Origin of the sequence: Pseudofrankia coriaricola, assembly GCF_032027725.1 — a bacterium.
In the GTDB taxonomy this organism is placed as follows: Bacteria; Actinomycetota; Actinomycetes; order Frankiales; family Frankiaceae; genus Pseudofrankia.
This window is the reverse complement of record NZ_JASNFO010000031.1, coordinates 85,079-98,027: the sequence shown is the minus strand read 5'-3', so window position 1 is coordinate 98,027 and position 12,949 is coordinate 85,079. Positions and strand designations below refer to the sequence as shown.

At 73.7% G+C, this 12,949-nt stretch carries 10 protein-coding genes and 1 tRNA gene; all 11 read left to right on the top strand.

Annotation, left to right across the window (positions count from 1 at the left end):
- Positions 1-54 precede the first annotated feature (54 nt).
- The 11 genes from QOZ89_RS17250 to QOZ89_RS17200 all read left to right on the top strand — a co-directional run bounded on the left by QOZ89_RS17250 (position 55) and on the right by QOZ89_RS17200 (position 12,601).
- Positions 55-900 carry a hypothetical protein gene (locus QOZ89_RS17250; protein WP_312624213.1) on the top strand — a complete coding sequence of 282 codons (846 nt, stop codon included), beginning with the start codon at positions 55-57 and terminating at the stop codon, positions 898-900.
- Entirely contained in the window at positions 897-2,153 is a 1,257-nt protein-coding gene (locus tag QOZ89_RS17245) for a nucleoside triphosphate pyrophosphohydrolase (protein ID WP_312624212.1), read from the top strand. The genes QOZ89_RS17250 and QOZ89_RS17245 overlap by 4 nt, the downstream gene beginning before the upstream one ends.
- 70 nt (positions 2,154-2,223) lie before the next feature.
- Positions 2,224-4,833, top strand: a complete 2,610-nt coding sequence (gene sppA / locus QOZ89_RS17240) for a signal peptide peptidase SppA (protein WP_312624211.1) — start codon at positions 2,224-2,226, stop codon at positions 4,831-4,833.
- Positions 4,834-4,992: 159 nt separating this feature from the next.
- Complete coding sequence (eno, locus tag QOZ89_RS17235; protein WP_071051467.1) at positions 4,993-6,279, top strand: phosphopyruvate hydratase; 1,287 nt, start codon at positions 4,993-4,995, stop codon at positions 6,277-6,279.
- Between the two features lie 26 nt (positions 6,280-6,305).
- Positions 6,306-6,686, top strand: coding sequence for an FtsB family cell division protein (locus QOZ89_RS17230; protein WP_071051466.1), 381 nt, complete (start codon positions 6,306-6,308; stop codon positions 6,684-6,686).
- 247 nt (positions 6,687-6,933) lie between these two features.
- Entirely contained in the window at positions 6,934-7,485 is a 552-nt protein-coding gene (locus QOZ89_RS17225; protein WP_071051465.1) for a DUF501 domain-containing protein, read from the top strand.
- Positions 7,482-8,432, top strand: coding sequence for a Ppx/GppA phosphatase family protein (locus tag QOZ89_RS17220; RefSeq protein ID WP_071051464.1), 951 nt, complete (start codon positions 7,482-7,484; stop codon positions 8,430-8,432). Before QOZ89_RS17225 ends, QOZ89_RS17220 begins: the two co-directional genes overlap by 4 nt.
- Before the next feature lie 32 nt (positions 8,433-8,464).
- Complete coding sequence (locus QOZ89_RS17215) at positions 8,465-9,301, top strand: uracil-DNA glycosylase (RefSeq protein WP_071051463.1); 837 nt, start codon at positions 8,465-8,467, stop codon at positions 9,299-9,301.
- A 271-nt stretch (positions 9,302-9,572) separates the two neighbouring features.
- A complete protein-coding gene (locus QOZ89_RS17210) occupies positions 9,573-10,961 on the top strand; it encodes an NAD(P)/FAD-dependent oxidoreductase (protein WP_083419331.1) in 1,389 nt (462 codons plus the stop codon).
- Positions 10,962-11,239: 278 nt separating this feature from the next.
- Positions 11,240-11,314, top strand: a tRNA-Leu gene (locus tag QOZ89_RS17205).
- 480 nt (positions 11,315-11,794) lie between these two features.
- A complete protein-coding gene (locus tag QOZ89_RS17200; RefSeq protein ID WP_071051462.1) occupies positions 11,795-12,601 on the top strand; it encodes a Bax inhibitor-1/YccA family protein in 807 nt (268 codons plus the stop codon).
- Positions 12,602-12,949: the final 348 nt, after the last annotated feature.

Genomic DNA, 12,949 nt, shown 5'->3' with positions numbered 1-12,949 from the left:
CATTGGGACAGGGTCGGGTGCGTCACCCCTGTTAGGGCAGCTAACGTGGCGTCCGTGAAGTCACCACGTCTGCACGGCCAAAGGGTGCGCGAAAATGATCTTCCTTCGCGCGCCCGGCGGTCCTCATTTCGGGCGACGCTGTTGGGTGCCGCGCTCGCGCTGGTCGCGGTGGCGATGACCGCCTGCACGAGCCATGCCGGCGCCGCCGCGCAGGTCGACGACCAGAAGATCGAGACGGCCACCGTGAGCGCCATCGCGGACCGCGGCATGGCCGCCTACAAGGCGTACGCCGCCGCGCATCCTGATGTGGTCGCGCAGCGTGAAGCCCAGCAGGGCCCGGTCACCCATGACCTCGTGCAGCGCCGCGCGCTGAACACCCTCATCCGGCTCAGGCTGGACGAGGCGAAGGCGCACGAGCTCGGGATCACGCTCACCTCGCAGGACTTCGACGCCTACTACCAGGCGCTCGCGGTGACCCAGGCTGGCAGCATCCCGGCCTTCGAGGACGCCGTCGGCGTGCTCGGGTTCGCGCCGCAGGACGTGCGGGCGCAGGTACACGTCGACGCGCTCGAGTCCAAGATCGCGGACCGGATCGCGCCGGACCTGGTCGGCTCGGACGCGCAGGCGAAGTCGGCCTACGACGCCCTGCTGGCCCAGTTCGGGGTGAAGTCCCTGCCGCTCAGCTACGCGCAGCTGCGGTCCTTCCTGGCCCACGACATCGTCATGGGAACCGCCCGGACGGACAAGGTCACCCCCGAGCTGGTCAAGGTCTCCCGCCAGCTGGGGGTGTCGGTGAGCCCCCGGTTCGGGACCTGGAGCGTCGATGACCTGCAGGTGCTGGCGCAGTCCGGCTCCATCGCGACCACGCCGACGCCGGTTCCGCAGCTGAGCCTGTCGTGACCGGGGCCGGCCCGGCCCGGGTCACGCTGCTCGCGACCAGCGCCCGGGTCGCGCCGGGCCTGCTCACCGCCGAGGCCTGGGACCTGGTCCGCCGGGTCCCGGTGCGCTGCGCCGACCCGACACACCCTCAGCTCGCCGCGTTGCGCGCGGCCGGCGTCGACGTCGAGGTCCTCGCCACGCCGGAACCGTCCGGGCCGGTCGAGGGGGCCGACGGGGCCGAAAGCGCCGGTTGGGTGCTCGCCTGGCTGCGCGCCGCCGCCGCGGCGGCCGGCGTGGACGAGGTTGCGTGGCTGCTCGAGCCGGCGGCTGGCTGGCCTGGTCCCGCAGCCAGGCTCGACGCCGCCCTGCGCGCACGCGCGGGCACCGAGCCGGAGGCGGTGCGCGTCGTCGCGGGGACGCACGACGTGGCGGGCGCGGTCCTGCTGGACGCGGTCGCCGTGATGGACCGGCTGCGCTCGCCCGGCGGCTGCCCGTGGGACGCGAAGCAGACCCACGCCTCACTCGCGCCGTACCTGCTGGAGGAGGCCTACGAGGCCTACCAGGCGATCGAGGACGCCCAGCCGGCCGAGCTGCGCGAGGAGCTCGGCGACGTGCTGATGCAGGTTCTGTTCCACGCGCGGGTCGCGCAGGAGGCGGCCGACGGCGACGTGGACCGGGGCGGTGGCCGGTTCGACGTGGACGAGGTCGCCGCCGGGCTCGTGGACAAGCTGGTGCGACGGCACCCGCACGTGTTCGGCGACGTGGCCGTCGCCGGCGCGGACGAGGTGGTCACCAACTGGGACGCCATCAAGGCCGCCGAGAAAAGCCGGCGTTCGGTCACCGACGGCGTCCCGCTGACCCAGCCGGCTCTCTCGCTCGCCGCGAAGCTGCAGAGCCGCGCCCGCAAGATCGGCGTCCCCGCCGACCTCGTCCTGCCCGCCGCGCCGTGGGCCGAGACCGGTGCCGCGACGGTCGACGACGTGGCATCCGAGGGCCTGCCCGTGGCGGGCGGTCCTGGCACGCCCGCCGCGGCGGTCGTCGCGATCGCGGCCGGCCCGGAGCTGGATGAGCGCGGGATCGGCGACCTGCTGTTCGCCGCCGCCGCGCTGGCCGAAGCCGCCGGTGTCGACCCGGAGGCCGCCCTGCGCGCTCGTGCCCGCGTCTTCCGTGACGCCCTGGCGCGGGCCGAGGAGTCCGCCCACGCCGACGCCGTGGATCCGGCCGCGCAGGGCTCGGCCGACTGGCGCCTCCGGTGGCCGCCGCGCACCTCCTGACCGATTTGGGTTCACGTTGGGAGTGCGATGGGTGGTTACGGTGACATTGGCGCGGTCGTAGCCTCTGGGCATGGAGACGACGACGCCCCGCCACGCGATCGCCGAGATCCGCGCGCTGGCCGCCCGGCGCAACGCCCCGCTGATCCTGGAGCTGGACCTCACGGTCGACCCGATCGAGGGGGCCGTCGACGACCCCCTGGCCGCCTGGCGGGGCCGGCACCGCCAGACGCTGCGCGATCTCGTGGACGGCCTGCGCCGGGCCGCGCTCGATCCCAGGACCCGGGTGCTCGTCGCGCACGTCGCCAGCTGCGGGATGCCGCTCTCGCGGGCGCAGGAGATCCGGGATGCCGTCGCCGAGTTCCGCGCGGCCGGGAAGTTCACGATCGCCTATGCCGACACGTTCGGCGAGTTCGGCGGTGGGACCGTCCCGTACTACCTGGCCTGCGCCTTCGACCAGATCTGGCTCGCCCCGCCAGGTGACCTCGGGCTCACCGGCGTCGCCAGCCACACCCCGTTCCTGCGCGACGCGCTCGACCGCCTCGGCGTGACCACCGAGCTCGGAGCGAGGCACGAGTACAAGAACGCGGTCAACACGTTCGTCGAGCGCGGCTTCACCCCCGCCCACCTGGAGGCGACCACGCGGGTGGTCGAGTCCTGCGCCGACGAGATCATCGCGGGCATCGTCGCCGGCCGGCGGCTGCCTTCGGACCGGGTGCGCTCGCTGGTCGACGCAGGGCCGCTGTCGGCGCGGGTGGCGCTCGGCGCCGGCCTGATCGACCGGCTCGGCTACCGCGACGAGGTGTACGCGGCGGCCCGCGGGCGCGCCGGGGCCGAGGACCCGACCGCCGAGCCGGTGGCATCCGCTCCCGAGCCGCTTGCCGCCCCGGCGCCGCCGGGGCAGCCGTCGCTGGCCGCCGCCCCCGAGCCCGGCTCTGCCGCGCGCGCTGAGTCCGCCGCCCCGGCGGCCGAAGGGCCCGACGCCGTCGCCGACGCCGAAGGGCCGTCCGGTCGATCCGCTGACACAGATCCGGGCCTCCCGGCGGGGCGGAGCCTCGTCGAGCCCACGCCTGGCGGACCGGCGGAGCCCGGAGCGGCCGAAGGCCCCACGGCGCTCACGGCCGCGGATCCCGCCGCGGAGGTCTCCTCGACCGTCGCCGCGGATCCGCCCGGCGGTGACGCCGCGGGCACGGCGCCCGCCGGCGGCGCCGAGACGGGCACCGAGACCCACGCCGACGCGGGAGACGGGCCAGACGGGGGCGCCCGTGCTGTCGCAGGCTCGGGCGGCGCCAGTACGCCGGCTACGGGCGAGGACGTCACCGCCGCCGGGAAGTCCGCCCCCGGCGGGGGAGGCGATGGCGGCGGGCCGCTGGCCGGCGGGCCCTCGGCCGACGGGCCGGAGCGCTCATCGGGGGGGTCCAGCCCCGTCCCGATGTACCTGGGCGCCTATCGACGGTCGGCCACGCGGCGAGAGTCCTCGCCGCCGCGCCGGGTGGCCCGTTCCCTCGCCGGGATCGGCTCCCGGCTAGGCGCCCCGCGGGGCGACGCGCGACCCGCGGCGCCCGCGCCGGCCGCCGCGGGCGCCGGCCTCGACTCCGAGGTCGCGGTCCCGCCGGCTCTGGACCCAGGCCGCGCCGCCGTCGCGCTCATCCACGGCACCGGGCCGGTGGTGCTGCGCCGTGGCGGCTCGCCGGTCGGCGGCCCCATGCTCGCTGCCGACGCCGTGTGTGCCGCCTTCCGAGCCGCGGCCAAGGACCCCGACATCGCGGCGGCGGTCTTCCGGGTGGACAGCCCCGGCGGCTCCTACGTCGCGTCCGACCTGGTGCGCCGTGAGGTGGAGCGGTTCCGGGCCACCGGCCGCCCGGTCGTCGTGTCGATGGGCGCGGTCGCCGCCTCCGGTGGCTACTTCGTCTCGCTCGCCGCCGACACGATCGTCGCCAATCCCTCGACGCTCACGGGCTCGATCGGCGTCTACGGCGGCAAGCAGGTGATCAGCGGTCTGCTGGACAAGCTGGGTGTCGCGATCGGTGAGGTCGCCCAGGGCGAGCACGCGCTGATGATGTCGGCGCGTCGCCCGTTCAGCCCCGGCGAGCGGGCCAAGCTGGAGGAGTTCCTCGACCGCGTCTACGACGACTTCGTCGGCAAGGTCGCGACAGCGCGCGCGATGAGCCTGGAACGGGCCCATGAGCTCGCGCGCGGCCGGGTCTGGACCGGCGCCGACGCGCACGGGCACGGGCTGGTCGACGAGCTCGGGGGGCTGGAACGGGCGCTGAGGCTGGCCTGGGCCGCCGCGGGCCTGCCCGGCGCGCGCCCCGGCCGGGTGCGGCTCGTGCCGCGGCGGTCGCTGGTCGACCGGGTCCGCCCGGCCCGTTCCAGCGAGGACCAGGCCGCCGCCCAGGCGGCGTTCGGCCCCGGCGGCGCGTATGGCCTCGGTGCCGGCCGGGCCGGCGGCGCCGTCGCGGCGGCCCTCGGCGCGCTGGCTGGCCGGTCGGCGGCCACGGCCGGCACGGGGGCGGAGGCGGCCGCGCTGGCCGGCGCGTGGGAAGCGCTGGCCGGCTGTTTCGCCGGCGTGCTGACCGGTGACCATGCCGGTGGCTGGGGCCCGCTCGCCGGGCTCGCCGCCAGCGCCGGCCTGCCCGCGGCCGGGCCGCTCCTCATGCCCCCGATCGGGCCCATCGGCTGAGGCGTTCGCCGACCGCGACCGGGCCGATCGCCGTGGTGTCATGTGGTGTTCGGCGTGTGGCCGGCCCGGTCGGGTCCTCGCGGCGGTAGTCTCACGCGGGCGGTTTCGTCCGGACCTTGTAGCTTGTCCTTCCCTCGACCTCTGACCAATGGAGGATCCGTGCCGTCCATCGAGGATGTAGCCGCCCGCGAGATCCTTGACTCGCGTGGCAATCCCACCGTCGAGGTCGAGGTCCTGCTCGACGACGGCACGGAGGCCCGCGCCGCGGTGCCCAGCGGGGCGAGCACCGGCGCCTTCGAGGCGGTCGAACTGCGTGACGGTGATGACCGTTACGGAGGCAAGGGCGTGACCAAGGCCGTCGAGGCGGTCATCGACCGGATCGGCCCGGCGCTGATCGACCTCGGCCTGGACGCGACCGACCAGCGGCTGATCGACGCAACCCTGATCGACCTCGACGGCACCCCGGACAAGTCGGGCCTCGGCGCGAACGCGATCCTCGGCGTGAGCCTCGCGGTCGCCAAGGCCGCCGCCAAGTCGAGCAACCTGCCACTGTTCCGCTACGTCGGCGGCCCGAGCGCGCACCTGCTCCCGGTGCCGATGCTGAACATCCTCAACGGCGGCGCGCACGCGGACACCAATGTCGACATCCAGGAGTTCATGGTCGCGCCGATCGGCGCGAGCACGTTCGCCGAGGCGCTGCGCTGGGGCACCGAGGTCTACCACTCGCTCAAGAGCGTCCTCAAGGGGCGGGGCCTGTCCACCGGCGTCGGCGACGAGGGCGGCTTCGCCCCAAGCCTGCCGACCAACCGCGAGGCCCTGGACCTGATCGCCGAGGCGATCCAGAAGGCCGGCTTCACCGTCGGCGACGACATCGCTCTCGCGCTCGACGTCGCCAGTACCGAGTTCTTCCAGGACGGCGCCTACCGGTTCGAGGGCACCGACAAGACCGCCGAGCAGCTGACCGACTACTACGCCGAGCTGGTGGCGTCCTACCCGATCGTCTCGATCGAGGACCCGCTGGCCGAGGACGACTGGGAGGGCTGGCAGGCGATTACCAGCCGGCTCGGCGCCAAGGTCCAGCTCGTCGGCGACGACCTGTTCGTCACCAACCCCGAGCGCCTCGCCCGCGGCATCGCGGCCGGCGCGGCGAACGCGCTGCTCGTCAAAGTCAACCAGATCGGCACCCTGACGGAGACGCTCGACGCCGTCGACCTCGCGCACCGCTCCGGCTACCGGACGATGATGTCGCACCGGTCCGGGGAGACCGAGGACACGACGATCGCGGACCTCGCTGTCGCCGTGGGCAGCGGACAGATCAAGACCGGCGCTCCGGCCCGCAGCGAGCGAGTCGCCAAGTACAACCAGCTCCTGCGGATCGAGGAGGCGCTCGACGCGGCGGCGCGCTACGCCGGCGCGGGCGCGTTCCCGCGGCGCGCGGCCGGCTGAGCCGCGGAACCGGCTGACCAGCCGCCATGCCGCGCCTGCCCCGGCGGACGACGCTCTCCACCCGCGCCACGCTGCTCGCCGTGGTGATCTGTGTGCTCGTGCTGACGCTCGCCTACCCGCTGCGGCTCTACCTGCAGCAGCAGGCGGAGATCGCCGCGCTCGCCAAGCAGAACGCGGCGGCGCAGGCACGCGTCGACGCGTTGCGCGAGACGGTCTCGAAGTACGGCGACGACAGCTGGGTCGAGGACGAGGCACGCCGCAGGCTGCACTACGTGAAGCCGGGGGAGAAGACCTACCTGGTGCCCGTCGCGCCGCCGCCGAGCCCGGCGGCGACGGACGGGCGCGGGCGGTCGAGCCCCGACGACGCCTGGTACAGCCAGCTCTGGTCCCAGGCGAACGAGCGCTGAGGCGGTCCCGCGGCCGGACGCTTCGCGCCCGCCGCCGGGCGCCGCCTGTCGGGCGCTGAGCGCCCTCCTTGCGTGGTTCCGGGTCCGGGCTTATGACGGGTGGTCGAGCTGGTTCCAGGTCGGGGACGTGGCCGGGTTGGCACTGCGCTGGTGCGCCGTCACCAGTGGCGCCTGAGTTGGTGCTGGTCGGTATACCTGGCTGTGCTGGGCTGGTTGCGGGTCGGTGAGAGGCTGGGGTGGTGGGCCGGTGAGTGATGGGGTCGGGCAGGAAGCGGCCGGTGGTCTGGACCTTGACGTCGTCGAGCGGCAGCTCGGGCGGCGGCCGAGAGCGGTGCGGCGGGTCGCGCACCGCTGCTCCTGCGGGCTGCCCGACGTGGTCGAGACGGCGCCCCGGCTGGAGGACGGCGCACCGTTCCCGACGCTGTACTACCTGACCTGCCCGCGGGCCGCAGCCGCGATCTCCCGGCTGGAGGGGGCGGGGGTGATGCGGGAGATGACGGCCCGCCTTGGCGAGGACCCGAGGCTTGCCGCCGCCTACCGCGCCGCCCACGTGGACTACCTCGCCCGCCGGGACGCGCTGGGCGAGCTCCCGGGCGACCCGGGCGCCGGCGGCATGCCGGACCGGGTCAAGTGCCTGCACGTGCTCGCCGCGCACAGCCTGGCGGCGGGGCCCGGGGTGAACCCGTTCGGCGACGAGGCGCTGTCCGCCGCCGGCGACTGGGGCGCCCGCGGCCCCTGCGTCGAGCCGCCGCCTGGCCCGTCAGAGGACGACAAGGACGAGAAGGGAGCGGCCGGATGAGCCGCGTCGCCGCCATCGACTGCGGTACCAATTCGATCCGGCTGCTGGTCGCCGACATCGAGCCCGGCGACGGCCCGGGGCGCACGGCCGGGCCGCGGCTGCGCGAGCTGACCCGCCGGATGGAGATCGTCCGGCTCGGCGCCGGGGTGGACCGTACCGGCGAGCTCGCCCCCGAGGCGCTGGAGCGCACCTTCGCCGCGCTGCGCGACTACGCCGCCGAGATCGACCGGCTGGGTGCCACCCGGGTGCGGATGGTCGCCACCAGCGCGACCCGGGACGCGCGCAACCGCGCCGAGCTGGTCGACGGGGTGCGGGCGATCCTCGGGACCGACCCCGAGGTGATCAGCGGCGACGAGGAGGCGGCACTGTCCTACGCCGGCGCCGCCGCGGAGCTTCCGGACGCCCGGACGCCCATCCTGGTCGCCGACATCGGCGGCGGCTCCACCGAGCTGGTTCTCGGAGACGCCTCCGGGGTACTCGCCGCCCGGTCGGTCAACGTCGGCTGCGTCCGGATGGCCGAGCGCCACTTCCGCTCCGACCCGCCCGACCCGGCCGAGGCCGCGGCGATCGTCGCCGACGTCCACGCCGCCCTCGACCTGGCCGAACAGGTGGTGCCGATCCGTGCGGCGGCGACGCTCGTCGGGGTCGCCGGCACGGTCACCACCGTCGCGGCGCTCGCCGCCGACCTGCCCGAGTACGACTCCGAACGGATCCACCTGCTGTCCACACCGGCCGAGGCGGTCGCGGAGGTGACCGGCAAGCTGCTGGCGATGACGCACTCCGAGCGGGCCGCGCTCGCGGTCATGCACCCCGGCCGGGTCGACGTCATCGCCGCTGGCGCGCTGGTGCTGCGCACGCTCATGGAGCGGGCGGGGCTGCCGGCGGTGGTGGCCAGCGAGCGCGACATCCTCGACGGCATCGCGTTCTCCCTCGCTCGGGTGCCCTGACGAGCCCGAAGCGCCCGGCAGGGCACCCGGCCGTGCCCACCGAGAAGCCGGGGCCGCGCGGGCCGGTACCGCCGGGGACCGGCTGGCCTGGCGACCCGGCGACGGCGGCGACACCGGTGGCGCGGTCGGCCGAGGACGTCGCCCGACTGGCGGCGACGGCGCCGGACGTGGCTGAGGTCGACGCGTGCGCGTCGGTCTGCCGGGCCTGCCCGCGGCTGGTCGCGTGGCGCGAGGAGGTCGCGAGGATCCGCCGCGCCGCGTACGCCACGGAGCCGTACTGGGGCCGGCCGATGCCCTCGTTCGGGCCGCCGGACGCGCGCGTGCTCCTGGTGGGCCTCGCCCCGGCCGCGCACGGCGGCAACCGCACGGGCCGGATCTTCACCGGTGACCGCAGTGGCGACTGGCTGTTCGCGGCGCTGCATCGGGCGGGCCTGGCCATCCTCCCGACGTCCACGTCGGCGGGCGACGGCCAGCGCATGGTGGCGACGAGGATCACGGCGGCGGTGCGCTGCGCGCCACCGGTCAACAAGCCGACGCCCGCCGAGCGGGATGCCTGCCGGCCCTGGCTGGTCCGCGAGCTGGAGCTCACCCGCCCGGCACTGCGCGCCGTGGTGGTGCTCGGCGGCTTCGCCTGGCAGGCGCTCTGGCCGGCGCTGCAGGCCGCGGGCTACCCGCTGCCTGCCCGCCGTCCCGCCTTCGGCCACGGCACCCGCATCGAGCTGCCAGCCGGGCCGCTGCTGCTCGGCTGCTACCACCCGAGCCAGCAGAACACCTTCACCGGCCGGGTCACGGCCGAGATGCTCGAGGACGTGCTGTCCGCCGCCGCCCGGCACGCCGGCCTGCCTCCGGGGGACGACGCCCGCCGCTGACGTCCTGGGCTGGGCCAGGGAGCCGATAAGTGCGCAAACAGTTCGCAAGAGGCCGGCCGGCCATCCGAATTGCCCCGGTGTCATGCCACTATGGGGCGCTCGGCCTGCCCGGTCGTGGCCCAAATCACCGGTGTCTCCTACGTCATAGCCGGGTAGTCAAATGACGTATTCGTGGTGCACGTCACGTCTGGACGGCTTCGGCGGGGAGGGGTACGCCCGGCGCGCCTCGCCCGCGGGGCGTACGAGTTGGCGTCGCGGGTACCGCTTTCCCATGGCATTTGGTCGGGCGCCACGCATCCTCGTCGTCGGCGGTGGTTACGTCGGGATGTACACAGCCCTGCGGCTGCAGCGCCGGCTGCGGCGAGGTGAGGCGATGGTGACCGTCGTCGAGCCCAACTCCTACATGACCTACCAGCCCTTCTTGCCGGAGGCGGCCGCCGGCAACCTGGAGCCACGGCATGTGGTTGTCCCGCTGCGTAAGGTGCTTCGTGGGTGCGAGGTGGTCAGTGGCCGGGTCACCAGTGTCGCGCACACGCATCGCGTCGCCACGGTCCGTACCGTCGGCGGTGACGAGTACGAACTCGGCTACGACATCCTGGTGATGGCGCCCGGCTCGGTCGCCCGCACGCTGCCGATTCCCGGGCTCGCGGATCTCGGCGTCGGATTCAAGTCGGTCGCCGAGGCTATTTACCTGCGAAACAAGGTGATAAACCGGCTCGACGCCGCGGCGTCGACGCGCGACCCCGCCGAGCGCACGCGCGCGCTTACTTTCGTCTTCATCGGTGGTGGATACGCGGGAATCGAGGCGCTCGCAGAACTCGAGGACATGTCGCGTTATGCGTGCGCCTATTATTCGGACATTGGTCCGGGGGACCTGCGGTGGGTGCTCGTCGAGGCGACCGACCGTATTCTCCCCGAGGTCTCGCCGGCCATGGGGCTTTATACCGTCAAACAACTCGAGCACCGGGGGATCGAGGTCCGGCTCGGCCGGCGCGTCACGAGCCTGGTGAATGGTCACGTCGAACTCGACGACGGCACCGCGTTCGACTCCGACACGATCGTGTGGACCGCCGGCGTGCGCGCCAACCCCGTGCTCGGCCACACCGACCTGCCCCTCGACGAGCGAGGCAGGTTGCAGGCCAATGCCTTCCTTCAGGTCGAGGGGGTCGCGGACGCCTGGACCGCGGGCGACTGCGCCGCCGTGCCCGACCTGACCGGGCCACCGGGCGCGACCACCGGCCCATCGGCCCAGCATGCCGTCCGGCAGGCACGCAGGCTCGCCGAGAATCTGGTGGCCCACCTGCGCCGCGAGCCGATCGAGCCCTACGAGCACAGGTACGCCGGCAGTGTGGCCTCGCTCGGCCTGCACCGCGGCGTGGCCGACGTCTATGGCATCAAACTGCGCGGGTGGCCAGCCTGGTTCATGCACCGGACCTACCACCTCAGCCGCCTGCCGACCTTCAATCGCAAGGCCCGGGTGATGGCCGACTGGACTCTGTCCCTCTTCTTCAAGCGGGAGATCGTCTCCCTCGGCTCGTTCGCCGACCCGCGGGCCGAGTTCCGCCGCGCGATCGCCGCGCCACCCGCTTCGGCCCCCGCCGCTCCTCCGGCCAGGACCAGGGCGGCCGTCACCGGGGGAGGGCCGGCCGGCCCGGTATGACAGCGTGGCGGAAGCCGTTGCGGGCGCGGCATCGTCGGGGACGGGCGCCATCCCAGAACGGACATATCGGCCTATCGGAAGTAGGCCGAAGGCATGACCGCCGTGTGATGACCATGCGACTTTCTATGACGGTCCGCACCGATCTGTCCGCGCGTTGCTCACCCTAACGTCACGAAGGGTGACGGCTGCCCCATCCGTCCGCCGTCCGGGTGATTTCTCCACGTTGTGTTATTCCCAGAACCTACGTAGCGTGGTAGAAATATCAGCGATGTAGACGAGCCGGTGTATCCCAACAGGTAGAGGAGGCTGTCCTAAAAACAGCTCGAGTGTCGGTTCGACTCCGACCACCGGCACGAGCCAGGCGTTCCATGCTCGCCGCCTTCGGCGGCTTCGCCAAGGGCCGCGATATTGCCCCGGGGCCGAGCCCCGGACCCCGCGCCAAGGGGGCTTCGCCCCCTTGGATCCCCCTTCGGTCGCGCGCTTGCTGGGGTTTCTTGTATTGCTTGACTGTGGGGCTCTTTGTGCTTCTGGCGCGCGTTGTCGTGGCCGTTCTGTAGCTCTGGGTGCCTGTGCGGCTCTGGGTGCCTGTGCGCGCCCTGCCTGCTTCGCGTGGACGCGAGCGGGTGTCCGGATCCCACGCGGAGGACCTGATGGATTGGCTCCGCGCGCCGGGCGAGTGTGCCCCTCGGCGGGCTGGCGCGATGGGGGAACCGGCCGATGCGGGATGACGTTTATTGTTTGCGGGGAGTGTTGGTCGGCGTGTGGGGCACGCGCCGGCGCGCGGGGTGGCAGGGCGCCGCTCGGTGGCCAGCACGAAGGGGCGGCGAGCCGACATGGCGATAATTCGATCAAGTAACCCGGTCTTCACCCGGATGCGTTCGGCGCCGGCCGGGCGGGATGAGGTCAGCTGGCCGCCGGACCCGCGGAACGGGATGCCCGGGGCACCGACGCCGGAGGACCTGGCGCGGGTCTACCGGCAGCCGAGCGGGCTCACCATCGACGACGTCATCATGCACACCCTCGGGCTGTTCGGGGTGGCGGGCGTCGGCGGGGCCATCGGCTGGCTGCTCGTCCCAGGCTCGCCCGGTCTGGTCGCGGGTGCCGGCATCGCCGGGTTCGTCCTGAGCCTGGTGATCGGGTTCAGCGGGCGAGCGACGCCGCCCTTGGTGATCGCGTTCGCGGTGCTGGCCGGCATCGGCGCCGGCGGTCTGTCCCGGACGTACGAGTCGGCCTACTCGGGGATCATCCCGCAGGCGCTACTCGGTACGGGCGTGATCTTCACGGCCATGCTGCTCGCCTACCGCAGCCGGCGCATTCGGGCGACGCCGCGGATGGCGCGAGTCGTCGGCGCGGTGCTGTCCGCCGTCATCGTGCTGAGCCTGATCGACCTCGTGCTGCGGCTCACGAGCAGTAGCCAGCTGCCGGTGATGAACGACGCCACCCCGCTGGGGATCCTGTTCAGCCTGGTGGTCCTGGTGTTCGCCAGCCTGCAGTTCATCCTCGACTTCGACTACATCGAACGGGCGGTGGCGGCCAGGGCGCCGCGCGTGGAGGCCTGGCGGGCCGCGTACGGCCTGCTCATCGGCTTCCTCTGGGTCTATCTGGAGATGCTCCGCCTCCTCTCAAAGCTGCGGCGCTAGCGGGGAAGGTCGCTTGCGCGACCGCCCCGCTGCGGCGCATGTCGGGCGCCTAGGGCGCCCTCCCCGCCTGGTCCCGGGGCTGATGTGTACGGCCGGGGCCGGTGTGGGTCGGGGTTCGGAGCTGGGATGCGTTGGCGGTGCGCCAATGCGCTGTCACGGGTGGTGGTCGGGTTGCGCTGGCGTCTTGCCGGACCGGGGTTGCGTCGACGGCGTCGCCTGACAGTCAGAACCGTGAATGCCCATGGGACGGAGTGACGGCGGGCGCGCCCACCGTGGACCTGGCGGATAGCGGTCTGTCGCCGTTCCGGCAGAGACCTGGCGGGTGGCCGGTCTGTCGCCGCTCCGGCA

Coding starts and splice junctions, on each gene's coding strand:
- sppA (WP_312624211.1), top strand. CDS start 2,224: ATGGAGACGACGACGCCCCGCCACGCGATCGCCGAGATCCGCGCGCTG.
- QOZ89_RS17230 (WP_071051466.1), top strand. CDS start 6,306: ATGCCGCGCCTGCCCCGGCGGACGACGCTCTCCACCCGCGCCACGCTG.
- QOZ89_RS17220 (WP_071051464.1), top strand. CDS start 7,482: ATGAGCCGCGTCGCCGCCATCGACTGCGGTACCAATTCGATCCGGCTG.
- QOZ89_RS17210 (WP_083419331.1), top strand. CDS start 9,573: ATGGCATTTGGTCGGGCGCCACGCATCCTCGTCGTCGGCGGTGGTTAC.
- QOZ89_RS17200 (WP_071051462.1), top strand. CDS start 11,795: ATGGCGATAATTCGATCAAGTAACCCGGTCTTCACCCGGATGCGTTCG.